The sequence below is a fragment of the Streptomyces sp. NPDC088097 genome, assembly GCF_044741845.1.
In the GTDB taxonomy this organism is placed as follows: Bacteria; Actinomycetota; Actinomycetes; order Streptomycetales; family Streptomycetaceae; genus Streptomyces.
Genome location: NZ_JBIUTJ010000002.1, coordinates 234,924 through 258,268, shown reverse-complemented (window position 1 = coordinate 258,268; position 23,345 = coordinate 234,924). Strand labels below are relative to the sequence as shown.

General features: G+C 72.0%; 19 protein-coding genes. 11 read left to right on the top strand and 8 right to left on the bottom strand.

Translation table 11 applies throughout. The features are described 5' to 3' along the window. Window positions 1-139: 139 nt before the first annotated feature. Window positions 140-1,021 carry a DUF4394 domain-containing protein gene (locus ACIOD1_RS07220; protein ID WP_401900788.1) on the top strand — a complete coding sequence of 294 codons (882 nt, stop codon included), beginning with the start codon at window positions 140-142 and terminating at the stop codon, window positions 1,019-1,021. A 95-nt stretch (window positions 1,022-1,116) separates the two neighbouring features. Beyond that, a complete protein-coding gene (locus tag ACIOD1_RS07215) occupies window positions 1,117-3,321 on the top strand; it encodes an MMPL family transporter (RefSeq protein ID WP_401900786.1) in 2,205 nt (734 codons plus the stop codon). Here the strand turns inward: ACIOD1_RS07215 and ACIOD1_RS07210 are convergent. Further along, a complete protein-coding gene (locus tag ACIOD1_RS07210; protein WP_401900784.1) occupies window positions 3,308-3,886 on the bottom strand; it encodes a fasciclin domain-containing protein in 579 nt (192 codons plus the stop codon). The two genes, ACIOD1_RS07215 and ACIOD1_RS07210, sit on opposite strands and share 14 nt — an antisense overlap. A gap of 309 nt (window positions 3,887-4,195) precedes the next feature. Here ACIOD1_RS07210 and ACIOD1_RS07205 point away from each other — a divergent pair, with 309 nt between their 5' ends. Then, a complete protein-coding gene (locus ACIOD1_RS07205) occupies window positions 4,196-5,899 on the top strand; it encodes a phosphopantetheine-binding protein (RefSeq protein WP_401900782.1) in 1,704 nt (567 codons plus the stop codon). Window positions 5,900-5,925: 26 nt separating this feature from the next. Next, on the top strand, window positions 5,926-6,579 hold the full coding sequence (locus ACIOD1_RS07200) for a fasciclin domain-containing protein (RefSeq protein ID WP_401900779.1): 654 nt from the start codon (window positions 5,926-5,928) through the stop codon (window positions 6,577-6,579). Between the two features lie 139 nt (window positions 6,580-6,718). Here ACIOD1_RS07200 and ACIOD1_RS07195 read toward each other — a convergent pair whose 3' ends face one another. Beyond that, window positions 6,719-7,162 (bottom strand): MarR family transcriptional regulator, encoded by a 444-nt coding sequence (locus ACIOD1_RS07195; RefSeq protein WP_365619414.1) that lies wholly within the window; start codon window positions 7,160-7,162, stop codon window positions 6,719-6,721. Window positions 7,163-7,320: 158 nt separating this feature from the next. On the opposite strand from ACIOD1_RS07195, the gene eno reads away from it, so the two are divergent. Next, window positions 7,321-8,610 (top strand): phosphopyruvate hydratase, encoded by a 1,290-nt coding sequence (gene eno / locus ACIOD1_RS07190; protein ID WP_401900777.1) that lies wholly within the window; start codon window positions 7,321-7,323, stop codon window positions 8,608-8,610. 103 nt (window positions 8,611-8,713) lie between these two features. Here the strand turns inward: eno and ACIOD1_RS07185 are convergent, their stop codons facing one another. Then, window positions 8,714-9,085: a helix-turn-helix domain-containing protein gene (locus ACIOD1_RS07185; RefSeq protein WP_365619420.1), complete on the bottom strand. Its 372-nt coding sequence runs from the start codon at window positions 9,083-9,085 to the stop codon at window positions 8,714-8,716. A 97-nt stretch (window positions 9,086-9,182) separates the two neighbouring features. Between ACIOD1_RS07185 and ACIOD1_RS07180 the strand changes: the two genes are divergently transcribed. Next, window positions 9,183-10,022, top strand: a complete 840-nt coding sequence (locus ACIOD1_RS07180) for an SDR family oxidoreductase (protein ID WP_401900775.1) — start codon at window positions 9,183-9,185, stop codon at window positions 10,020-10,022. 114 nt (window positions 10,023-10,136) lie between these two features. On the opposite strand, the gene ACIOD1_RS07175 is transcribed toward ACIOD1_RS07180, so the two are convergent. Together ACIOD1_RS07175 and ACIOD1_RS07170 are read right to left on the bottom strand one after the other, a co-directional pair. Further along, complete coding sequence (locus tag ACIOD1_RS07175; protein ID WP_401900773.1) at window positions 10,137-11,366, bottom strand: MFS transporter; 1,230 nt, start codon at window positions 11,364-11,366, stop codon at window positions 10,137-10,139. A 5-nt stretch (window positions 11,367-11,371) separates the two neighbouring features. After that, window positions 11,372-12,715 (bottom strand): peptide ligase PGM1-related protein, encoded by a 1,344-nt coding sequence (locus tag ACIOD1_RS07170; protein ID WP_365619428.1) that lies wholly within the window; start codon window positions 12,713-12,715, stop codon window positions 11,372-11,374. Between the two features lie 247 nt (window positions 12,716-12,962). Between ACIOD1_RS07170 and ACIOD1_RS07165 the strand changes: the two genes are divergently transcribed. The 5 genes from ACIOD1_RS07165 to ACIOD1_RS07145 all read left to right on the top strand — a co-directional run bounded on the left by ACIOD1_RS07165 (window position 12,963) and on the right by ACIOD1_RS07145 (window position 20,490). Then, entirely contained in the window at window positions 12,963-14,156 is a 1,194-nt protein-coding gene (locus ACIOD1_RS07165) for a malic enzyme-like NAD(P)-binding protein (protein WP_365619431.1), read from the top strand. After that, window positions 14,153-15,328 carry a 3-deoxy-7-phosphoheptulonate synthase gene (locus ACIOD1_RS07160; RefSeq protein ID WP_401900769.1) on the top strand — a complete coding sequence of 392 codons (1,176 nt, stop codon included), beginning with the start codon at window positions 14,153-14,155 and terminating at the stop codon, window positions 15,326-15,328. Before ACIOD1_RS07165 ends, ACIOD1_RS07160 begins: the two co-directional genes overlap by 4 nt. 54 nt (window positions 15,329-15,382) lie before the next feature. After that, window positions 15,383-16,039 (top strand): isochorismatase family protein, encoded by a 657-nt coding sequence (locus ACIOD1_RS07155; protein WP_365619437.1) that lies wholly within the window; start codon window positions 15,383-15,385, stop codon window positions 16,037-16,039. Continuing rightward, window positions 16,036-17,922 (top strand): anthranilate synthase family protein, encoded by a 1,887-nt coding sequence (locus ACIOD1_RS07150; RefSeq protein WP_401900767.1) that lies wholly within the window; start codon window positions 16,036-16,038, stop codon window positions 17,920-17,922. Before ACIOD1_RS07155 ends, ACIOD1_RS07150 begins: the two co-directional genes overlap by 4 nt. A 93-nt stretch (window positions 17,923-18,015) precedes the next feature. After that, window positions 18,016-20,490, top strand: coding sequence for a LuxR C-terminal-related transcriptional regulator (locus tag ACIOD1_RS07145; protein ID WP_401900765.1), 2,475 nt, complete (start codon window positions 18,016-18,018; stop codon window positions 20,488-20,490). 63 nt (window positions 20,491-20,553) lie between these two features. On the opposite strand, the gene ACIOD1_RS07140 is transcribed toward ACIOD1_RS07145, so the two are convergent. The 3 genes from ACIOD1_RS07140 to ACIOD1_RS07130 all read right to left on the bottom strand — a co-directional run bounded on the left by ACIOD1_RS07140 (window position 20,554) and on the right by ACIOD1_RS07130 (window position 23,169). Continuing rightward, on the bottom strand, window positions 20,554-20,859 hold the full coding sequence (locus ACIOD1_RS07140) for an excalibur calcium-binding domain-containing protein (RefSeq protein ID WP_365619446.1): 306 nt from the start codon (window positions 20,857-20,859) through the stop codon (window positions 20,554-20,556). Between the two features lie 88 nt (window positions 20,860-20,947). Then, a complete protein-coding gene (locus ACIOD1_RS07135; protein WP_365619449.1) occupies window positions 20,948-22,555 on the bottom strand; it encodes a prepilin-type N-terminal cleavage/methylation domain-containing protein in 1,608 nt (535 codons plus the stop codon). 20 nt (window positions 22,556-22,575) lie between these two features. Next, complete coding sequence (locus tag ACIOD1_RS07130; RefSeq protein ID WP_365619451.1) at window positions 22,576-23,169, bottom strand: hypothetical protein; 594 nt, start codon at window positions 23,167-23,169, stop codon at window positions 22,576-22,578. Between the last annotated feature and the right edge of the window lie 176 nt (window positions 23,170-23,345).

Genomic DNA, 23,345 nt, shown 5'->3' with positions numbered 1-23,345 from the left:
CGCCCGGCCCGACAAACGGACTATGCCGCCGTCGGGGTGGTCTTGGCGGGCTCGGCCCGTCCGGGTGCCCGTGCGCTGCGAACCCCGTACGGATCCCGCTCCCATCCCGAGCGGGACGACACACCAGTTGGGGAGCACCATGCGTACGCGCAAGACCACCATCGCCCTCTCGGTCGCCGTGGCCGCCGCCCTGTCCGCGCCCGTCCTCGCCTCGGCCGACGGCAGGGACCCGCAGGGCATGGGCGGCACGGGCGGTATGGAGCGCACGTCGCTCACCGCCATCGGGCTCACCTCCGACCAGCGACTGGTGGAGTTCACCGTCGACCGGTCCGGGAAGACGACGTCGATCGGCAAGCTGTCCGGCCTGCGCGGAGACACCAAGATCGTGGGCATCGACTTCCGCGTGCAGAACGAGAAGCTCTACGGCGTCGGCGACAAGGGCGGCGTCTACACCCTCAACACGAACAACGCCAAGGCCGTCAAGGTCTCCCAGCTCACCGTCGCCCTGTCCGGAGCCCGGTACGGCGTGGACTTCAACCCCGCCGCCAACCGGCTGCGCGTGATCAGCAACACGGGGCAGAACCTGCGCCACAACATCGACGACAAGGCGGCCCCGCTCGGCACCACCGTCGACGGCATGCTCACCAACCCCACCACGCCCCCGTCAACGGCCATGGGCGTCACCGGCGCCGCGTACACGAACAACGACCTCGACGCGGCCACCGCGACCTCGCTGTTCGACATCGACACGACGGCCGACCGGGTCTCCCTGCAGTCCCCGGCCAACGCCGGCATGCTCGCGCCCACCGGGAACCTCGGCGTCAACGCGGGCCCCGAGGCGGGCTTCGACATCTACTTCTCGCCCAAGCAGGGCACCAACCAGGGCTTCGCCGCGCTGAACACCGGCGGCGCCTTCCGCCTGTACGGGATCAACCTCCTCACCGGAGCCGCCCGCGACATGGGCGCCTTCCCCAAGGACCGCCAGGTCACCGACCTCGCCCTGCCCCTGAACCAGAGCTGACACCACCCGGTACCCGGTGGGCCGTCCGGCGGACCGGCCCACCGCTGCCCGTTCCCGCACCCCCAGGCCGCCACGGCCGCACGCCCGGAGGGCACATGCTCGGTCTGTTCCGGCGGTCCGCTCTGCTCGGGCCGCTGCTCGTGGTGGCCGCCTGGCTCCTCGCCGGCTGCGTGTCCGCTCCTCTCGTCTCCGGCCTCGGCACGGTGGCCGGGCTGGAACAGTCCGCCCTCCTGCCGCGCGGGGCGGAGTCCACCGAGGTCGCGCAGGCGCTGGAGGCCCTGGAGCCCTCCTCCCCGCGAGGTTCCTCACTGCCGCTGGTGGTGGTGTGGACCGCGACCCGGCCGGGGCCCGGCGGCCGGGACGGTTCGGACCTCCAGGCTCGTGCGGCAGCGGCCCTGTCCTCCCTCGACGGGCGCGGGTACACCACCGGAGTGCCGGGCCGGATCTCCGTCTCGCAGGACGGGACCGCCGTGGCCGGCGTGGTCCAGATCCGCTCCGGTCCGGGAATCCCCCTCGGACGCGCGCTGCGCGCCGTTCGCGGCGCGGCAGCCGCGGTGCCCCGGACGGAGGTCGAACTCGCGGGTCCGGCAGCCGTACGGTCCGACCTCGACGGTGTCTTCGAAGGGGTCGACGGCCGGCTGCTCCTCGTCGCCCTGGTCGCGGTCCTGCTGATCCTGGTGTGGGTCTACCGCAGCCCGTTGCTCCCCCTGCTGGTGATCACCACCGCCCTGCTCGCGCTCGCCGTGGCCTGCGCCTGCCTCTACGGACTCGCTTGCTCGCGGATCCTGCTGATCGACGGTCAGGTGCAGGGGATCCTGTTCGTCCTGGTCATCGGGGCCACGACCGACTACGGACTCCTGCTCACGGCCCGCTACCGCGAGGAACTCGACCGGGACCCGACCGTGTCCGAGGCCGTGCGCGTCGCCTGGCGCCGGTCGGTGGGCCCCCTCGCCGCGAGCGCGGCCACGGTCGCGCTGGGGCTGCTCACCCTGCTGCTCAGCGATCTTCCCGCCCATCGCGCCCTCGGCCCGGCGGGCGCGATCGCCATGGCCGCCGCCCTCCTGTGCGCGCTCACGTTCCTGCCCGCCGTACTGGTGCTCCTGGGGCCCGCTGCCTTCTGGCCCCGGCGCGGCACTTCGGGACCCGGTCGCGGGCCGCTGCTGTGGCACCGGATCGCGTACGCCGTCGCCCGCAGGCCCCGCCGGATCTGGGCGGGCGCGCTGACCGTGATCATCGCCGGTGTGGCCCTGTCACCGCTGCTGACCACCCGGGGCGTGCCCCTGGACCGGGCGCTCCCGGCCACCGCGCCGTCCGTCGCGGGCCAGGCCGCGCTGGAGCGGCGCTTTCCCGCCGGGCTGGGCAACCCCGCCGTCGTCCTGACCGCCGCGGCGCGCCTGGACGAGGTCCGTGCGGCTGCCGCCGGGACGCCCGGCGTGGCCGGCACCGAGGTGTTGTCACAGCCGGACGGCCGTCCGGTGACACGTGCCGGACGGGCGTGGATCGCCGTCACCCTGACCCACGTGGCGGACGGCGAGGCCGCTCAGAGGACCGTCGGCGATCTGCGCGCCGCCGTGCGCACGATCCCCGGGGCGCACGCTCGGGTCGGGGGTCAGGCCGCCCAGGCATACGACATGCAGGCCTCCTCCGCGCACGACCGCAGCGTCATCATGCCGGCGGTCCTCGTCACCGTCCTCCTCGTCCTGGTGGTCCTGCTGCGCTGCCTGCTGCTGCCCGTATTGCTCGTCGTCATCGTCGTGCTGACCTTCCTGGCGGCGCTCGGCACGTGCGCGGCCCTGCTGCGCTTCACACAGGGGGCCGCCGACACCGAGCCGACGATCGTGCTCTACGCCTTCGTCTTCCTGGTGGCCCTCGGCGTGGACTACAACATCTTCCTGATGCACCGGGTCCGTGAGGAGGCCCTGCTGCACGGAACGCACATCGGTGTGCGACGGGGGCTCACCTCGACCGGCGGCGTGATCAGCTCGGCGGGGATCGTGCTCGCCGCGACGTTCGCCGCCCTGACCGTCATGCCCCTCGTCTACCTCTTCCACATCGGCGTGATCGTCGCCGTCGGAGTCCTCCTGGACGCACTCCTCGTCCGCCTCTTCCTCGTCCCCGCGCTCGTCACCGACCTCGGGCCCGCCACCTGGTGGCCCCGCATGCTGCCCGCCGATGCCGCGGTCGCCCTCCACCGTCTGATCGGTCCCCGGACGCGTTCCGGTCCCCTTCCACGAAGCCACACGCCCGGGGCGCGCGACCTCGTGGAAGGGGACCGGAACGGCGGGATCACATCGGGTTGAGGACGGTGTCGATGATGTTGACGGTGGCGTTGGCGGTCTGGACGTCGCCGCAGACGATCTTCGCCTCGCCGTTGACGGTGAAGGTGCCTCCGGATCCGGCCGTGGTCAGGGAGCCGCCTTCGAGGGTCTTGAACGTACCCGCGGTGAGCTGCTTGGGCGTGATCTTCTCGCCCACCACGTGGTAGGTGAGGATCTTGGTCAGCTCGGCCTTGTCGGCCAGGATCTTGTCCAGGTCGGCCTTCGGGATCTTCGCGAACGCGGCGTTGGTCGGCGCGAACACGGTGATGCCCTTCGCGTTGTTCAGGGTGTCGACCAGACCGGCCTTCTTGACGGCCGTGACCAGCGTCGACAGTGCCGGGTTGTTGGACGCGGCAGTCGCCACGGGGTCCTTCGCCATGCCCGCGAGGCTGCCGGAACCCTCCTTGGGCACCGACGCGCAGGCCGGGCCGAAGGGATCGGAGTGCTGGGACTCGGCGAACGCCGGGGCTGCCACGCCCAGGGCTATGGGGAGTGCGAACGCGGCTGCCGCGAGTACGGCGCAGCGGCGGACGTGATGGGTGGCCATGTGTTCCTCCTCGTGGAGGCGGGCCCTGCCCCGTCACAGGGCCCGCTCGTCCCCCTCGACCCTTCATTCGTTGCCGCCCGACCGGTTGATGGGTGGAGAAACAAACGAAAAGCGCGGGATCAGAGCTTTGCGGAAATCATCCGGACTTTAGACAGAAAAGGGCTTATCCGCAGTTTGCCCATCCTTTCCCGTCCCGGCACCGAATGAGGGTCATGGCGTCCGAACGGACCCTCCAGGGAGCCCGCCGTGATGAGAAGAGCCGCAGAAGCCGACCCGCGGACATCCGTGCCGCGCCGTGATGCCGACGGTGTGGAAGGTGCCCTCGCCCGCATCCTCGGGGACGTCACCCACCTCGACCGGGTGTCCGTCGACCGTCATTTCTTCGACGAACTGGGCGCCGACTCCCTGGTGATGGCCCGGTTCTGCGCACGGGTCCGGAAGGCCGAAGGCCTGCCGCCGGTATCGATGAAGGACGTCTACCGGCATCCGACGATCGCGAGCCTGGCCGAGGCCCTCGCCGTCCCCGAACCCGCGCGCCCGACCTCCCCCGCACGGCCGATGCCGGAGCCCGACCGGGGGGCCCCGCACTACCTGCTCTGCGGTGCGCTCCAACTGCTGGCCTTCCTCGGCTACTCCTACCTCGTCGCGCTCGCGGGTGTCGGCGGCTACGAGTGGATATCCGCCGGGTCGGGTCCCACGGACGTCTACCTGCGGTCGGTGCTCTTCGGCGGAGCCGCCCTCCTGGGCCTGTGCGCCGTTCCGGTTCTCGCGAAGTGGGTGCTCATCGGCAGGTGGCGGCCCTGCCAGATCCGGATCTGGAGCCTGGGATACTTCCGCTTCTGGATCGTCAAGACGCTCGTCCGGTCCGCCCCGCCCGTGCTGTTCGTCGGATCGCCGCTCTACGTCCTCTACTTGAGGGTGCTGGGAGCCAGGATCGGCCGCGGCGCCGCCGTCTTCTCTCGGAACGTACCGGTCTGCACCGACCTGCTCGTCGTCGGTGACCGCGCGGTGATCCGGAAGGACGCCTACCTCACCTGCTACCGGGCCCACGCCGGCCTGATCCAGACCGGACCGGTCTCCGTGGGCCGGGACGCGGTCGTCGGCGAGGCCGCCGTCCTCGACATCGGGACCGCGCTGGGCGACGGTGCCCGGCTCGCCCACGCTTCCGCCCTCCACAGGGGGCAGGCGGTGCCGGCCGGTGAACACTGGCACGGATCGCCCGCGCTGCGCGCCGACACGGCCTACCCGGTGGTCGACCCGGCCCGCTGCGGCGGTACGCGTCGGGCCGCGCACGGCATCCTGCAGGTACTGGCCGTCCTCCTCGTCACCCTGCCGCTGTCACTCGGCGGTGTGGGTCTCCTCCTGGCCGAGGCGCCCCAGTTGGCCGCGGTACTGGAACCGGGCCCGACCGCGCTGACGGCCTGGACCTTCTACGTCGAGGCCCTGACGGCTTCGCTGGTCCTCTTCTTCGGCGCGATTCCCCTGGGGCTCCTGGTGGTCACCACGGTCCCCCGACTGCTGTCCCGCGCCATCGTCCCCGGCACCGTCTACCCGCTCTACGGCTTCCGGTACGGTGTGCACCGCGTGATCACGCTCATGACCAACCGGCGTTTTCTGACCCGCCTGTTCGGTGACAGCTCCGGCATCGTCCCCTACCTGCGCTGCCTCGGGTACGACCTCTCCCGCGTCGAGCAGACCGGCTCGAACTTCGGCACCGAGGTCAAGCAGGACTCCCCGTACCTGAGTTCCGTCGGAAGCGGAACGATGGTCGCCGACGGACTGTCGAGAGCCACACCGGCGCCCACCCCCCTGCGCACCACCGCGCCGTCGCGCCGTCTCCCCGTTGCCCCGTCCCCCCGTCCCCCCGTCGACCGGACACCCCGAAGGCACCGGTCGTCACCGGATCGGGTGAGACCCCCATCCGCGGGCCGGACCGCTCCGAATGGCGTGATGTGGGCACCTCGCCACCCCGCGCAGCCATCGGGACGAGGAGCCCGCGACCCCGTCCTGTAGTCCCGACCGCCCTCATGGAGCCTTCGATGCACGCCCTCCGCTTCCGCCGCACCGCCGTCGCCGTCGTCGCCGCCGCCGTCCTCCCCTTCGCCCTCGCCGCCTGCTCCGACAGCGGCAAGGGCGCCGACGCGGGGGCGAGTGCGGACAACGGGAAGGCCGAGGAGTCCGCGGCGGCCTCCGCCGAGCCCTCGATGGCGATGGCGATGGACAAGCCGTTCGGTCCGGCCTGTGCGGGCGTTCCGGCCGAGGGTGCGGGGTCCTTCGACGGCATGGCCAAGGACCCGGTGGCCACGGCCGCCTCGAACAACCCGGCACTGTCCACCCTGGTCACCGCCGTCAAGCAGGCCGGTCTCGTGGACACCCTGAACAACGCCAAGGACATCACCGTCTTCGCGCCCACCAACGAGGCGTTCGCGAAGATCCCGAAGGCCGACCTCGACAAGGTCCTCGCCGACAAGGCCATGCTCACCAAGATCCTCACCTACCACGTCGTCGGTGAGAAGCTCACCCCGAAGCAGCTGGAGAGCGGCTCCTTCGACACCCTGAAGAAGGGCAAGATCACCACGGCCGGATCGGGCGAGGCCTACAAGGTCAACGGCACGTCCAACGTGGTCTGCGGCAACGTCCCGACCGCGAACGCCACCGTCTACATCGTCGACACCGTCCTGATGCCCAAGTAGGCGTCCAGGCCGTCTCTTTGGCCGTCACAGAGCCGTCATAGAGCTGCCGCAGGGGCCGGTCGTCATCGGGGACGACGACCGGCCCCTGCGGCGCGTTCCCTCGACGAGCGGTGTCGCCGACGCGGACGTCCCGCTGCGCTCACGCGCGCCCGGACAGGCCCTGGCGTGCGGCCAGTCGGTCCATCAGGGCCGCGCTCCGCGCCAGCAACTCCCGTTCTTCCTTGGTGAGTTCGGCCTCGATGGCCATGGCCAGCCATCCCGCCCTACGGCCGCGCTCCGCTTCCAGCGCGGCCCGACCGGCTTCCGAGAGGTCGAGCAGGGACTTGCGGCCGTCCGTGGGATGGGCGCTGCGGGTGAGCAGACCCTGATCGAGGAGGAGGCCGACCGCGCGGGCCATCGACTGGGGGCGCACGCGCTGGTCGGTCGCGAGATCGCTGGTGGTCATGGCGCCGTCGCGGTCCAGGACGCCGAGCACCGCGACCTGCCCGTGCGGGATCCGGTCCTCCAGCTTCACGCGCCGGGAGAGCTTGCCCATCGCGGTACGCAGATCGGCGGCGACGGTGGCGGCTTCGGGGGTGGGCATAGGGCACTTTACCCCGGAAACGCCGTTGTGCAGCAGCACTGAACAGCCACACTGAACAGCAGTACTGCACAGCCTTGCTGTAGAGTTTCGTCTCGTCGGGCCGAGCGTCAGCGTCGTCGCAGTCGAGGCCCGGCTTGCGACAACGGGAAGGAACTCCCATGCCCGCACACACAGTCGAGCCGTCCGCCATCCGCGGTGTCACCGCCCGCGCCGTTCTCGACAGCCGCGGCAACCCCACCGTCGAGGTCGACGTCGTCCTCGCCGACGGATCCCAGGGCCGCGCCGCCGTTCCCTCCGGCGCCTCCACCGGCGCCCGCGAAGCGGTGGAGCTGCGCGACGGCGACCCCCGGCGTTGGCACGGCAAGGGTGTCGACCGCGCCGTGGCCCATGTGAAGGGCGAGATCGCGAACGCCGTCATCGGGCGTGACGCCGATGACCAGGCCGGCCTCGACGCCGCGCTCGTCACGCTCGACGGCACGCCCACCAAGGCACGGCTCGGTGCCAACGCCCTGCTCGGGGTCTCCCTCGCCACCGCGAAGGCCGCCGCCCTCTCGCACCGCCGGCCGCTGTACCGCTACCTCGGCGGAGCCGACGCCCACGTCCTTCCGGTGCCGATGATGAACATCGTCAACGGCGGTGCCCACGCCGACAATCCGCTGGACTTCCAGGAGTTCATGATCGCGCCGGTCGGCGCGGCGTCCTTCGCGGAGGCCGTCCGGATGGGCTCCGAGGTCTTCCACACGCTCCGCCGCGACCTGCTCGCCGCCGGTCACTCCACGGGCGTCGGCGACGAGGGCGGCTTCGCGCCCGCGCTGCGTACGGCCGAGGAGGCGCTCGACTTCGTCATGGCCGCCGTCGAACGGGCCGGATACCGACCCGGCGCGGACATCGGCCTCGTCATGGACCCGGCGGCGTCGGAGTTCTACCGGGACGGTGTGTACACGTACGCGGGAGAGGGCGTCCGGCGCACCTCCGCCGAACAGGTCGACTACTTCGCCAAGTTGATCGACGCGTACCCGATCGTCTCGGTCGAGGACCCGATGGCCGAGGACGACCTCGACGGGTGGCGCGAGCTGACGGCACGGGTCGGGGACAGGTGCCAGTTGACCGGGGACGACGTGTTCTGCACCAACGAAGCACTGGTACGGGAAGGCATTCGCACGGGGGTGGGCAACGCGGTCCTGATCAAGGTCAACCAGATCGGGACGCTGACCGAGGCCCTCAGGACGGTGGACGTCGCGCGGCGGGCCGGATGGGCGTCGGTCATCTCCCACCGCTCCGGCGAGACGGAGGACACGACCATCGCGGATCTGGCCGTCGCCACCGGCTGTGGGCAGATCAAGACCGGATCCCTGTCCCGTTCGGACCGCACGGCCAAGTACAACCAACTCATCCGCATCGAGGAGGAGTTGGGCGCCTCGGCGGTCTACGGATACCCCACCGCGTAAGACGCGGATCCGCACGCGGACTCACCTCGGCCCACCCGGCCGGTTCCCCGGACCTCCGGGTCCGAGCCGTCGGTGTCGCGCGTGCGCGGCGGCCGTCCCCGCGCTATCCGGCGTCGCGGGGCGGCAGCCGGCGGGTGATGCGGTCGAACAGCTCCGTCAGCGGTTCGCCGATGTCCCGGCCGAACTCGGTCAGTCCGTAGGTGACTTGGGGCGGGGTAGTCGGTTCGACCTCGCGCCAGACCAGGCCGTCCTGTACGAGCGCGCGCAGGGTCTGGGAGAGCATCTTCTCGCTGATGCCCCGGATGCTTTCGCGCAGTTCGAAGAACCTGAGGTTGTTGTTCCGCAGGGCGATCAACACCCAGACGCCCCACCTGCTGGTCACATGGTCGACCACGTCGCGCGCGGCGCAGTCGGTGTGAAACACCTCATACCCCTGTCCCGCCCCGGCCTGTGTGAGCTGCACGCCTTCCGTCATGGGAGGAGCTTACCTCGGGGTATGGCCTTACCAAAAGTAAGCCCTGCTCCTAGCGTCGAGGCCACAGAGCACATCGAGCGAGGACGAGGAGCTGATCATGATCGTGGTGACAGGGGCCACCGGGAACGTGGGCCGGCCGTTGACGCGGGCACTGGCCGGGGCGGGCCGGGAGGTGACGGCGGTGTCGCGGCACGCGGCGCCCGTGCCGGACGGTGTCCGGCACGTGGCCGCCGACCTGACCGGGCCCGGCGGTCTTCGGCCCGTACTGGCCGGGGCGAAGGCGCTGTTCCTGCTGCTGTCAGGCGACATGCACGCCGCCGGAGCCGCCCCGGCCGACCTGATCGCCCAAGCGGCGGACAGCGAGGTTCGTCAGGTCGTCCTGCTCACCTCGCTGGGCGTGGCGACCAGGCCCTACGGCCCGACGCGGATCGCGATGCGCGCGGTGGAGGACGTACTGCGCGGATCCGGCATGGAGTGGACCATCCTGCGGCCGGGCGGCTTCGCCTCCAACGCCTTGTGGTGGGCCGAGTCCGTCCGCGCGCGGCGGGTCGTCGCCGCGCCCTTCGGCGACGTCGGGGTGCCGATCATCGACCCGGCGGACATCGCCGAGGTCGCGGCGGCCTGTCTGTTGGATCGGCAACACACCGGCGGCGTGTACGAATTGACCGGCCCGGAGACGATCACGCCGCGCCGGCAGGCGGAAGCCATCGCCGCCACACTGGGCGCGCCCGTGCGGTTCCACGACCTCACCCGCGCCGAAGCCAAGGCGGCCATGGCCCGGAGCATGCCGGCGGAACTCGCTGAGGACACCCTGGACATCCTCGGCTCCCCGACCCCGGCCGAAGTGCGCGTCAGCCCGGACGTACAGCGGATCCTGGGCCGGCCCCCGCGCCCGTTCGCCGACTGGGCCGCCCGCAACGTGGCCGCGTTCCGCTAAGGGCTGTCCCGTAATCCCTGATGGGCGCGCGGCGTCGGCTACGGCGCGGCGGGACGTGTCGGCTTCGCGCTGCCGGGTGCGGCAGCGCGAAGCCGGACCCGGGCGGTCCACATGTCAGGGGCGGGGGTCGCCGAGGGCGGGGACGGGTTCGCGGGTGGGGAGGGGGGTTCGTTCGGCGAGGGCGCTCACCGCGGTGATGACCAGGGCGATGACGACCCCGCCGAGGATGGCAGTCGTCGGGTCGGCGACTTCCAGGGCGACCGCGGAGAGGGACGCCGTGAGGCTGTAGCCGGCGCCCTGGACGGCGTACATCATCGAGTACCCGGCGGCGTGGGCGTGTTCGGGTAGGCGCTCGCGCAGGCTCAGGCTGCGCGAGACCATGACTCCCGACTGGAAGACGCCCGCCGCCGCGAGGGCGATCGCCACGCCGGGCAGTCCCGGCAGGACCGTGACGAGGGCCACGCAGCCCGCCGTGGCGGCGAGCAGGACGAGGCTCTGGACGCGGACCGATCCGGGCCAGGTGCGCAGTCCGTAGCAGAAGGCGCCCGCGGCGCTCGCCAGGGCGAACCCGGCGAGCAGTGGCCCCGACCAGCCCACGGACAGGGAACGGTCCTCCAGCAGTGCGGGCAGGACCAGTTCGGCGGTGGCGAGCATGGCCATGGCGGCGGCGCTGGTCAGGTAGACGGGCCAGCCGGACAGCAGGACCCGTGTCATGGCGGGTTCCCGGCCGGTCCGTTTCGCCGCGGCGGCGGCGGTGAGCGGCTCCGGCTCGGGCAGCAGGACGAGCAGGGCCGCGGAGGCGGCGGCGAGGACGGCGCCGAGGACCAACGGGGCTCCGGCGAAGGCCTGGAGCGCCAGGACGACGACGAGCGCGGGGGCGGCGGCCCAGGTGATCTGGGTGAGGGTGGCCTCCGCGCTCAGGGCCCGCGGTACGGCGGCTTCGTCGACCAAGCGGGTCAGGAGCGTGCGTACGCCGCCCGGGCAGGCGGCCGGGGCCGCGCCCGCGAGGAACGCGAGGGCGATGGGCACGGGTACGGGGGCGCCCCGGGTGAGGGGGATCGCGGCGAAGGCGGCCGCGGCGACCAACAGGCCCGCGGCCAGTTGGGGGCGCATGCGGTGGCGGGCCAGACGGGTGCCGAGGAGGGGGGCGCCCACCACCTCTCCCAGTACGTAGGCGGAGGCGAGGGTCGCGCCGAGGGTGTAGCCGCCGGGGCCCTCGCGGCTCATGAACACCAGGGCGAGCGGGGCCATCGCCACCGGTGCTTTTCCGGTCAGCGCGACGAGTGCCCAGATCAGCAGGTCGCGGGTCATCAGGGCCCGGTAGCCGCTCCTGACTGCGGTCACCGCCCTCAGCCCTTCGGGCCGATTCCGGCGAGCAGCCGGGTGACGTGTCCTTCGAGTGCTTCGGCGTGCTCCAGGCTCTCGCCGACCACGCAGTACTCGCCGAAGCCTCCGTCCGGGCTGCCGTCGTCCACCGTGATGAGCACTCCGGTGCGGGTGGCGGGGTCGTATCCCAGACCGGCGGCGTCCAGTGCGCGCACGGTGGCGTTGAATCCGGGGAAGGTGCATCGGCGCAGTTCCACCAGGACCCGGTCGGTGAAGTAGTCGCCCGTGACGACGCGTTCGCCGATGCGGTGGATGTGCGTCGAGCCCCCGGTGCGGCAGTTGAACTCGTTGATGAGGATGTCCTGGCCGGGGGTGACGATCGCGTCGATGCTGACGATGCCGCGGTAGCCCATGGCGTGCAGCGGTTCGCACAGCCGGCGGGCGGTCGCGAGGAAGCCGGGGAAGGCGTCGAGTCCGGCCGAGGGGGCCGGCACGATCAGGCCGTTGAGCACGGGCTTCATGCGCATCTCGCCGTGTCCGGTGAACTCGACGCCGCCGTCTTCGACGCGCAGTTCCGCGTAGATCGGTACGGACCGCGGGATGTAGTCCTCGATGACGACGGTATGGCGACCGCCGTCCGTCAGCCAGGGCCAGCGGTCCGTCAGGTACTTGTCGAGTTCGGCGCGGTCGGCGGCGACCACGGTGCGCTGGGCGCCGATCGGGTCGACGCCGGGGACCGGGCTGACGATCTCGTTGCCGAATCCGGCCACGTGGAAGTCCTGTTTGAGGATGGCGGGCCGGCCGCGGCCGAGGAGCTGCTCCCACAGGAAGTCGGCGGCGTCCTCCTGCCCGGCGAAGACTCCGCCGCGCGGTACGGGCGAACCGGTGCCGCCGGCCAGGGCCCGGAAGGTGGCCTTGCTGTTGAGGAGGCGGCCGCCGCTCTGGTCGAGGAAGCCGAAGCCGGGTGTGGCGGCGTCGAGGCCGAGGGCGCGGGTCAGGCCCGCGACGGTGCTGTCGAAGTGGAACGGGAGTACCCGGTCCACCCGGTGGGACTCGACGGCCGAGCGCAGTTCGGTGACGAAGCCGTCGTCGCCGAGCCGGTCGCGGGAGAGGACACCTTCGCCGAAGCGGCCCTGCGGGGGGACGAGGACCTGTACCGAGGAGCGGTCGATGCCGAGCCGGTCGGTGACGTAGCGCAGGAAGTCCTCGTCGGCGGCGACCGGGAGGACCAGGACGTCGCCCTCGCCGAGGAGCCAGGCCATGCGCTGGGCCTGGTTGCCCACGTAGCGGCGGTATTCGGGGGCGAGGAGTTCGAGGTCGCCCACCATCTCCTCGGTGCGCTGGTTGCTGATGATCAGGGTCGCCATGGCGGTCTCTCGTCCTTCGGGGTCGCTGACTGGGGTTCACTGACGCGGGGTCGCTGATTCGGGGTCGCTGATTCGGGGTCGCGGACTTACGGGCGCCGAATTCCCGGGTCGCCGCATTCCCGCTTCTCCATTCTGTGTTCGCCCTTGCCCCCGTGACCACTGCGTGAACGGGTAGTTCGAGGCTCCGGACCAGGACTACTCAAGTGGGTAGTCCGCATTCTCGGATTCCGTGGATAGCCTTCTCGCCATGATCACCACCAGGGCCGGAAAGCCGGTTACGGACGCCGAGATATTCGCCGCACACGAAGGCGGAAAACTCGGCATAGAGATCACCACCGCATTCGACGACCCGCGTTCCCTCGCCGCCGCCTACACCCCCGGGGTGGCCCGGGTGAGCCGGGCCATCGCCGCCGATCCCGCACTCGCGGCGCACTACACCTGGGCGGGCCGACTGGTCGCCGTGGTCACCGACGGAACCGCCGTGCTGGGCCTGGGCGACCTCGGTCCGCGGGCGGCGCTGCCGGTGATGGAGGGCAAGGCCGCCGCGCTCAAGAAGTTCGCCGGGCTGGACGCGGTACCGCTGGTGCTGTCCACGACCGATGTCGACGAGATCGTGGAAACCGTCGTCAGGCTGCGCCATTCCTTCGGCGCGGTGAGTCTGGAGGACATCTCCGCACCCCGGTGCTTCGAGGTCGAGGCCCGGCTGGTGGAGGCGTTGGACTGTCCGGTCATGCACGACGACCAGCACGGCACCGCCATCGTGGTCCTGGCGGCGCTGCGCGGTGCTTGCGCCGTGCTCGGGCAGTCGCCGCAGAGCCGCCGCGTGGTGGTGCACGGAGCGGGAGCGGCGGGTGTGGCCTGCGCTTCCATCCTGCTCGCGGCGGGCGTGCGGGACGTGACCGTGGTCGACTCGCGCGGCATCCTGGTGCCCGGACGGCCGGGCATGAACCCGGTCAAGGCCGCCCTCGCGGAGCGGACCAACCCCCGGCGCCTGCACGGCACGGCCGCGACGGCGCTGCGCGGAGCCGACGTGTTCATCGGTGTCTCCGGCTCCCGGGTGGCGCCGCGGCTGATCGAGACCATGGCTCCCGACCCCGTCGTGTTCGCGCTGTCCAGCCCGGATCCCGAGGTCGATCCGGATCTGGTGGCGGGCTACGCCGCGGTGACCGGTACGGGCGCCGCCGACCGCCCGAACCAGGTCATCAACACGCTGGCCTCGCCGGGCGTCTACCTGGGCGCGCTGGACGCGGGGGCCCGTCGGATCACGGAGTCCATGAAGATCGCGGCCGCCGACGCGCTCGCCGAGCTCGCCGCCCCCGACCTCGCCGCGGACCGGGTGGTGCCGTACTCCCTGGATCCGCGCGTGACCCCTGCCGTCGCCCGCGCCGTGCGGGCCGCGGCGCTCAAGGAATCCCCTGAATCGAAATGGAATTCCAGGTGAACGAGATACGCGAAGCCATAGCCGCGCTGCCCGCCCTCCAGCAGCCGGAATGGAGTGACCACCCGGAGCTTCCGCATGTCCTGCGGGAACTGGAGAATTCCGCCCCGCTGGTCACGGCGGCCGACATCGGTGAACTCGCGGGTCATCTCGCCGAAGCCGCCGCCGGCCGGATCCAGGTGGTGCAGGCGGGCGACTGCGCCGAGGACCTCGCCGAGAGCAATCCGTACGACGTGGCCCGCAAGGCGGCCCTGCTGGAGGTCCTCGCGGGAACCATGACGATGGCCTCGGGCCTTCCCGTGCTGCGGGTGGGGCGGCTGGCCGGCCAGTACGGCAAGCCCCGCTCGCGGCCCACCGAGACGTTGAACGGGCGGGAGCTTCCGGTGTACCGCGGGCCCGCCGTCAACTCGGCCGAGCCCGACCCGCTGCTGCGGCGCCCGGACCCCGCCCGGCTGCTGCACGCCCACCAGGCCGCCCGGCGGGTCGTGGGCGCGCTGGGCTGGGACAGGCCGCCCGCGGTCCGCCGCCGGATCTCGGCCCCCGTGTGGACGAGCCACGAAGCCCTGCTGCTCGACTACGAACTGCCGCTGCTGCGGCGCCGGTCCGACGGCTCGCTGCTCCTCGGCTCCGCCCACTGGCCGTGGATCGGCGAGCGCACCCGGCAGATCGAGGGGCCGCACGTGGCACTGTTGTCCCTGGTGTCCAACCCGGTCGCGTGCAAGGTGGGTCCGGGGATGACTCCGGCCGAACTGCTGGCCCTGTGCGCACGGTTGGATCCCCGGCGCAGCCCCGGGCGGCTCACCCTGATCGCCCGGATGGGCGCCGGTACGGCCGCCGCCCGGCTGCCCGCCCTGGTGCGCGCGGTACGGGCCGCCGGGCATCCGGTGCTGTGGCTGTGCGACCCGATGCACGGCAACACCGTCAGCGGGCCCGACGGGCTCAAGACCCGGCTGGTGGGCACGGTGGTGCGCGAGGTGGAGGAGTTCCAGGAGGCGGTCTCGGCGGCCGGAGGCACGGCCGCGGGCCTGCACCTGGAGACCACCCCGGACGAGGTGACCGAGTGCGTGTGGGGCTCGCAGGACATCTCCGTGGCCAAGACGAAGTACACGAGCCTGTGCGACCCGCGCCTGAACCCGGCGCAGGCCGCGGCGGTCGCCGCCGCCTGGCGCTCCTGACGCCGCGCCGCCCCCGCCGCCTCGACACACCAGAGAAGGAAACCGAGGACGACCATGCCGGGAATTCCCGCCATCGCTCCCTACCCCATGCCCACCGCGGCCGATCTGCCCGCCAACACCGCCGACTGGCAGCCGGATCCGGCCCGGTCCGTGCTGCTGGTCCACGACATGCAGCGCTACTTCCTGGAACCCTTCCGGTCCGGCGGCTCGCCGGGCACCGAACTGATCCGCAACGCCGCCCTGCTGCGCCGCCGGTGCGCGGACCTCGGCATCCCCGTGGCCTACACCGCCCAGCCGGGCGGCATGACCGAGAGCGAGCGGGGCCTGCTCGCCGACTTCTGGGGGCCGGGGATGCGCGTGGCGCCCGAGGACCGCGAGGTCGTACCGGAGCTCGCCCCCGCCCCGCAGGACTGGTTGCTCACCAAGTGGCGCTACAGCGCGTTCTTCGCGTCCGACCTGCTGGCGCGGATGCGGGAAGCGGGCCGTGACCAGCTGATCCTGTGCGGGGTCTACGCCCACGTCGGGGTGCTGATGACCGCCGTGGACGCCTTCACCCACGACATCCGCCCCTTCCTCGTCGCCGACGCCGTCGCGGATTTCGACGCCGCCTCCCACCGCCTGGCCCTCGACTACGCAGCGGCCCGCTGCGCGGTGGTCACCACCACCGACGAACTCGTGTCCTCCCTCAGTACCGAAAGGGCCGCCCGGTGACCTCCGACCTGCTGGAACACGTACTGCGGGGCCGCCGTCAGGCCTACGCGCTGATCCACCGGCCGGACTGGTCGGGCGAGCGGTTGGAGGTCCTCTCCGGTCCGTTCGCGCACGTCGGCGCCCTCGCTGACCTGCCGCTGCCGCCCTCCGGGACGGCCGACGGAACCGCGCGCCACGACGTCCTCGCCCTCGTCCCCTACCGGCAGATCACCGAGCGGGGCTACGCCTGCACCGACGACGGCGAACCTCTCATCGCGCTGTCCGTGACCGAACAGGAGGCGCTGCCGCTCCACGAGGCGCTGCGCCGACTGCCCGACGAACCGGTGGCGCTGACCGGTGGCGGATTCGACGTGCCCGATGCGGAGTACGCGGAGCTGGTGCGGCAGGTGGTAACCGACGAGATCGGGCGCGGCGAGGGCGCCAACTTCGTCATCCAGCGTTCCTTCACCGCGGACGTCACCGACTACGACTTCCGCAGCGCCCTGTCCTTCTTCCGGCGCCTCCTGCAGCGCGAGTCCGGCGCGTACTGGACGTACCTCGTCCGGGCCGGGGATCGCACCTTCGTCGGCGCGAGCCCGGAACGCCACATCAGCGTCGCCGACGGCGACGCCGTCATGAACCCGATCAGCGGCACCTACCGTTATCCCGCTTCCGGCCCCACCCTCTCCGGCGTCCTCGACTTCCTCGCGGACCGCAAGGAGACCGACGAGCTGTACATGGTCGTCGACGAGGAACTGAAGATGATGGCCCGCATCTGCCCGGCCGGCGGCCGGGTCACCGGCCCGCACCTGCGGGAGATGGCGCGGCTCGCCCACACCGAGTACTACATCGAGGGGCGCACGGACCGCGACCCGCGGGAGATCCTGCGGGAGACGATGTTCGCGCCCACCGTCACGGGCAGCCCGCTGGAGAGCGCCGCCAAGGTCCTCCAGCGGTACGAGCGGACCGGGCGCGGTTACTACAGCGGGGTCGTCGCCCTGATCGGCCGGGACGGGGCGGGCCGGAGTCGTCTGGATTCGGCCATCATGATCCGTACGGCGGACATCACCGGTGGCGGGCGGGTGAGGATCGGCGTGGGCGCCACCCTCGTACGCCATTCCGACCCGGATTCGGAGGTCGCCGAGACCCGCGCGAAGGCGGCCGGGATCCTCTCCGCGTTGGAGAGCGGGCCGTCCCGGTTCTCCGCCCATCCGCGCGTGCGCGAGGAGCTGCGCCGTCGCAACGACGGTCTCGCGGACTTCTGGCTGCGGCCGGCCGCCGACCGGCTGCGACCGCTCCCCGACCTGGCCGGACGCACGGCGCTGGTCATCGACGCCGAGGACACCTTCACCTCGATGATCGGACATCAACTGACGTCATTGGGACTGGTAGTGACGGTACGTCGGTATGACGAGCCGTACGGGTTGGCGGGCCACGACCTGGTGGTCATGGGGCCCGGGCCGGGCGATCCCCGGGCGGCCGGCGACGCGAAGATCGGCCACCTGCGGGAGGTGGCCGTCCGGTTGCTCCGCGAGGAGCGGCCGTTCCTCGCGGTGTGCCTCAGCCACCAGGTCCTCGCCGACCGCCTGGGGCTGCCGCTGGTCCGGCGGAAGGTGCCCAACCAGGGCGTGCGGCAGGACGTCGACCTCTTCGGCACCGTGGTCCGCGCGGGCTTCTACAACACCTACGCCGCCCGCAGCGAGGTGGAGGAGTTCGACCATCCGGAGTTCGGGCCCGTCCGCGTCAGCGTCGACCCGGACTCCGGCGAGGTGCACGCACTGCGCGGCCCCGCCTTCGCCTCGGTCCAGTTCCACCCCGAGTCCGTGCTGACCGAGGACGGGGAGCGGGTCATGGGCGGGCTCGTGGCCGGGATGTTTCGTACATGTAGCGGCCGTACGGCCTGATCGGCCGTGTCCCGCCCGGCATGGTTATGGTGGTGCGGGACACGGAAACCGCCGGTCGGGCGAGGGGCGGTTGCCAGGGACGGGAGACGGGCGATGGTTTCGGTGACGGCCTTGTACGGGCGCGAGAAGGAGCGGCGCCGCCTCGTGAGGTTCCTGGACGGGCCCGCCCACGGGCGCCCCGAACTCCTGGTCGTCGGGGGCCAGACGGGCATCGGCAAGAGCCGTCTCCTCCTCGACACCGCGGGCCGGGCCCGGAGCCGGGGCTTCGCCGTCCATCAGCTGGGCGACGCGGACCTGTACGCCCCCGCGCCGCCCCGGGCGCTGCGGGCCGCCCTCGACACCGAGCGGCCCCTGTTCGTGATCGACGACGCGAGGGCCGGGGCGGCCGAAGCCCTGCTGTCGCTGGTACGGGAACAACGGCCCGCGTCCGCACCGCCGGTGTCCGTTCTGCTGGCCCTCAGCGCGGGCGCGGCGGTCGCGGACCGGACCGGTTTCCCCTCCTGGGGTGACGCCCGCACCGAGCAGGGTGTGACGCGCACGTGCCTGGAGCTGGAGCCGCTCGGCGAGGCCGCCGTGCGCGAACTCGTCGGCGGGCGGCTCGGGGTGGCGCCCCAACCCGCCCTGCTGGACGTGATGGCCTGCGCGAACGGCAACCCGCGGCTGATCGTCGAATTCCTCGAAGGGCTCCGCGAGGAGGGCCGCATCGGTCCCGACGGAGACCTGGTGCGGCTCACTCCCGGCCGGCTCCCCGACCGGGTGCGGGCCGCGGTCGCGGGCCTGATGCGGGACATGTCGCCCGAGTCCGTACAGCTCTTGCGGGTGGGCACGCTGCTGGGTCGCACGTTCCAGCTCTCGCAGGCCGTGGCGATGCTGAACACCACGACCGCCGCGCTGCTGCCCGCGCTGGAGGAGACGCTGGCCACGGGGGTGCTGCGGCTCGCGGAGGACGGCGTCACCTTCGAACACCCGCTGCTGTGGCGGGCCGTGTACGAGGCGATCCCCACCGGAGTGCGCTCCGCCCTGCTGGAGGAGGCCCGGAGGGCGGCCGCCCGGCCGGTACTGCCGCCGTACGACCTCGTCGCGCTGGGGCGCGGGGCCGGTGCCCGGCGGGAGCGGCCGGCCCCGGCAGGCGGCGGCGCGGGCCTCCCGGGCGCCCTGGACACGCTGCTGACCTCCGGCTACGCCGGTTCCGCCCTCGTGCTGGCCCGCAACGCACTCGGACGGCCGATGCCCGAGCACGAGGCGGCGGCGCTGCGGCGGGTGCTGCTGGACCTGCTGATGGTCGGGGTCGGGGGCAGCGAGGTGCTGCGCGGCGACACCGACCCGGCCGCCGGGCCGGCGCCCGACCTGGTCGAGGACGGCAGCCAGGAGGCGCTGCGCGCCGCCTCGACGGCCCTGGCCCGGATCCGGTGGACCGAGGGGGACGCCGCCGGCGCCCTGCGCAGTGGTGCGGAGGCCGCCGAACAGCCCCTCACCCCGGACACCACCGCGGCCCGGGCCTACCCGCGGATCGCCCACGCCCGGCGCCTGATCGCGGTCGGCGAGGTCCCGGCGGCCCGCGCCCTCATCGGCCGTCTGCTGCGGGAGACCTCCCCCGGGGACCTGGCGACCTTCCGTCCGGCCGCCGACCTCGCGCTGGCCGAAGCGCACCTGCGGAGCGGGGAGTTGGACGACGCGGACGGTGCGGCGCGCGCCGCGCTGGCCGCGGCGGACCCCCAGGGCCTGCACACCCTGGCCGCGTGGGCGTCGGCCACCCTGGCCCGGGTGGCCCTGCGGCGCGCGGACGCCGACGCGGCCGAGGAACACCTGGAGCGGCTGCGGGGGTTCGCGCCGCACCTGACCCCGCTGGCCGCCGTCCCGGTGGCGTGGCTGGGCCTGCTCCGGCTGGCGGCCGGGGGTGAATCCCCGGCCGCCGCGCAACTGCTGCGCGGCACCCACCAGGCCCTTCCCTCGCTGGGCACCCTGCACTTCGCCGAGCCGGGGGCCGCGGCGTGGTTTGTACGGTTGTCCCGGGCGGCCGGGGATCCGGCGCCGGGGCAGGAGGCGCTGCGGACGGTGGAACGGCTGGCGGCGGCCAATCCCGGCGTCGCCGGGCTACAGGCGGCCGCGTTGCACGCCCGGGCGCTCTTCGAGTGCGATCCGGAGGGCCTGCGCAGGGCCGCCGCGGAACACACCGACGCCTGGGGCGCGGCGACGGCGGCCGAGGACCTGCGGGCCCTGCTCGACGCGCGGGGCCAGGCCGACCAGCGCGTGGAGGCCTCCTCCGGCTCCCGTTCCTGGCTGATCCGGGAGCACCCGGGCCGGTGCGTCCTGGTGACCTCCCCCGAGACGCCCGCACCCGCTCCGGACGCCGCCGCCGGCTGGGAGGGACTGGGCGAGACCGAGCGCACGATCGCCTCGCGCGTCGCGGACGGCCTGACGAACCGGCAGGTGTCGCGCGAGGTGCAGCTGTCTCCGCACACCGTCAACTACTACCTCCGGCGCATCTACGGAAAGCTGGGCATCCGCTCCCGCGTGGAGCTGACCCGCCTGGTACTGGCCGAGTCCGAGCGACAACCCCTCCCCTGACCCCGGTTCGCCGCGGCGGCGGGGCCCGTGCGGAGCGGCCCACCAGGGATTACGGGACAGCCCTTAGTTCGGCGACGGCTTGACCGGCTCGATGATCGGCGCGCCGTCCACGTCGGTCATGAAGTCGCGGTGGACCGGCTTCTTGTCCGTCGGCTTGGGGAGGTTCGGGCACGCGATGCCGTCGCCGTCCCGGTCGAGTCCGTTGGGGTCGAGTGCGTCCGCTCGCAACACCGCTTGCGCGTCGGCCTGGGCCTTGAACGCGCCGCATTCGACCACGTGCCCCTGGTGGACGTACGGAGCGACGTCGAACGCACGCTCCGGTGGCCCGTTGTCTCCGCCGCACGCGGTCAGGGTGATCGACGCGATCACACAGATCGCCGCGAGGGAGGTACGACGACCCGGTCGTGGGCGGCGATCCGGACCCTTGTGGAGGTTGCGTGGCTGCTCTGACATGGTCCTAGACCGATCCCGTCCGAAACACAGCGACCGTTCCGTTCTCCGTGTCGACCGCGTACAGCTTCCCCGTGGTGTTGTTCACGGCCAACGCGCCGAACTGTCGGGGCGTGCCGAGCGAGGCTCGCGTCAGCAGCGTGGTGCCATCGGCCACCCCCACGCCGCCCGGCCCGTTGTCCCCACTTTGTTGTGCGACGAAGAGCCTGTTGAAGTTTCTCAGCATGGTGAGCTTGTGCGCTGGGTTCCCGCCGGCAGTTGACGCCGCGCAGACTGATGCTTGCCCCGTGACCGTCGTCCCGACGATTCGGTCGATGCGGCCCCCGGCCCCACCGCAGCTCTTTCCACCCTCCGAATAGACGTAGACCGAGCCGGCCGCCGCGTTGTAGACCGCGGCGGCGGGACTGAAGGTCGTCCCAGCCGGGTCGTCGATCGCCGTTGAAGTGCGGTCGCTGGGGTTGACGGCGATCGTTGTCGCGACCTGTTGCCCCGCGCCCGAGGGATTCGCCGGGTTCGGAACGCACCTCCTGGCAAGGAGGTAGACGAGGTTGCGGCCCGGATCCACGGCAATGCCACGCGTGCTGTTCGGAAGGAGGTTCCCGGGGGTGCTGCAGCCTGACTTCGTCGGGAAGTCCGCTACGACCGTGGCCTGATGGGTCTGCGACGAGATGGCGTAGAGACCGGTATTGGCAGCAGGGCTCGCGCCGCCGATGCCCACCTTCGCGAAGTACACCGCGTGGTGTACGGCGTCAAACGAAAAGTCAAGCGCGCTCCCGAGTCCCCGAGTGGGCAGGGGGATCGGCGTCGCCGACGAGCTGCCGGCCGCGATGTAGGCCACTTCCGAGGCGCTTCCGACACCGCCGCCGATGTAGACGTCGCCGTTCTCGGGAGAGACGGCCAGGCCGGTGACGGTGGTCGTGTAGCCGCCGACGTAGGTCACTTGATTGGCCTTGGTCGTGTCGATGACCGCGACGCCGCGCGTACCGCCGACGTAGACCTGCCCCGTGTCGGGGTTCACCGCGATGCGGGTCGGGCTCGACACAGCGCTGGAAACGTCGATCGGACCACCGATCGGCGCGTCGGTCTTTCCGTCGATCACGGTCACATTGTTGCTGTCTCTGGCCACGACATAGACGCGATCGGCCTTCTCATCCACCGCGAGGTCGATCGGAGTCGTGCCCGCGGAGACGGGGTCCGCCGCGCGCTCCGTCGGTGTGGAGGTGTCGTACAACGTGAACGACGACTTCGCGCCTCGACCGCACTTGTTCTCCTCGCCGACCGCCACCAGGTTGTAGACCGGTTCGCCGGTCAGCAGACCGTCGGCCTTCAGATCTTCGGCCGTCCCGTAGTGCCCGTACTTCGCGCAGAAGGACTCTTCCGCTGTTCGCAACGTAGCCGCGTCCGCGGCGGTCGCGCTCTTTTGGCCCTTGTCGCCGATGCCCCTGACCGAGAACACCACGATGGCGGATAGGACGCCGAGGATCACGATGACCACGAGCAACTCGATGAGCGTGAAGCCGTCCTGGCGTCTGACACGCAAGGAGAACGGGCAATGGTCCGATGTCATGGCAGTCGGGGCTTCCTTCGATCGATGGGTCACGTTCAGCCCGAGCACGCGCGCGAGCCCTTGCCGCGTCACGGTGTTCCCCGTCGCACGGGCTTGACGTCCTTGGGGCCCCGCAGGTCCGGGCACGCGATGCCCTTCCCATCGTCGTCAAGGTGATTCGGGTCGGCAGGCGCGAAACGCAGGACGGCCTGCGCATCCGCCTGGCTCGCGAAGTCCGGGCAGTCGTAGGCGTCATTGCCGTAACGCAGGAAGTGGCGAGCGTCGAAGGGCCGCTCCGGCTGCGGGCAGAGCGCGCTGCGCGTGTCGCCAGGACCACATCCGACCTGCTGTGCGGCGACTGCCACCGGTTTGGTGTCGCGCGGTTGCGGCAGTCCACGACACGCGACACCGCCTCCGTCATCAAGGTGATTCGGATCGTCGGGGTTGGTCCGCAGCACCGCCTGGGCATCTGCCTGACTGGCGAAATTGCCGCACTCGAAGGAGTCGCCGTGGGTGGCGTATTCCTTTGCGTCGAACACCTTGGAGCGTGGGCAGAGCGCGGTGCGCTGGGTGCCCGGCGTGCACCACTCGGGGTCGGACTTCTGGGCTGGGGCGGCCGCGTCTGACCCACCGCGCGCGAGCGTCACGACGACCAACGCCACCGCAACGAGCGCGAGAACCAACACACTCCACCTGATCGCGCGCGAGCGCGACAGCCTGCTCAACCGTGCCATACCACGCCTCTGCCCATCGTGCCGCCGGCCCCTCCCATGCGTGCCGCAGCGGCCGACGGCACTCGGCCGCCGGCCCGCTGCAGGCTGGATACGTTGCATTACATCCACAGCCGGCACAGTTGTCA

Bases quoted from the DNA above. Each gene is read 5' to 3' on its own strand.
- eno (WP_401900777.1), top strand. From the start codon at position 7,321: ATGCCCGCACACACAGTCGAGCCGTCCGCCATCCGCGGTGTCACCGCC.
- ACIOD1_RS07180 (WP_401900775.1), top strand. From the start codon at position 9,183: ATGATCGTGGTGACAGGGGCCACCGGGAACGTGGGCCGGCCGTTGACG.
- ACIOD1_RS07185 (WP_365619420.1), bottom strand. From the start codon at position 9,085: ATGACGGAAGGCGTGCAGCTCACACAGGCCGGGGCGGGACAGGGGTAT.
- ACIOD1_RS07170 (WP_365619428.1), bottom strand. From the start codon at position 12,715: ATGGCGACCCTGATCATCAGCAACCAGCGCACCGAGGAGATGGTGGGC.
- ACIOD1_RS07210 (WP_401900784.1), bottom strand. From the start codon at position 3,886: ATGGCCACCCATCACGTCCGCCGCTGCGCCGTACTCGCGGCAGCCGCG.
- ACIOD1_RS07145 (WP_401900765.1), top strand. From the start codon at position 18,016: ATGGTTTCGGTGACGGCCTTGTACGGGCGCGAGAAGGAGCGGCGCCGC.
- ACIOD1_RS07155 (WP_365619437.1), top strand. From the start codon at position 15,383: ATGCCGGGAATTCCCGCCATCGCTCCCTACCCCATGCCCACCGCGGCC.
- ACIOD1_RS07200 (WP_401900779.1), top strand. From the start codon at position 5,926: ATGCACGCCCTCCGCTTCCGCCGCACCGCCGTCGCCGTCGTCGCCGCC.
- ACIOD1_RS07195 (WP_365619414.1), bottom strand. From the start codon at position 7,162: ATGCCCACCCCCGAAGCCGCCACCGTCGCCGCCGATCTGCGTACCGCG.
- ACIOD1_RS07215 (WP_401900786.1), top strand. From the start codon at position 1,117: ATGCTCGGTCTGTTCCGGCGGTCCGCTCTGCTCGGGCCGCTGCTCGTG.
- ACIOD1_RS07220 (WP_401900788.1), top strand. From the start codon at position 140: ATGCGTACGCGCAAGACCACCATCGCCCTCTCGGTCGCCGTGGCCGCC.
- ACIOD1_RS07165 (WP_365619431.1), top strand. From the start codon at position 12,963: ATGATCACCACCAGGGCCGGAAAGCCGGTTACGGACGCCGAGATATTC.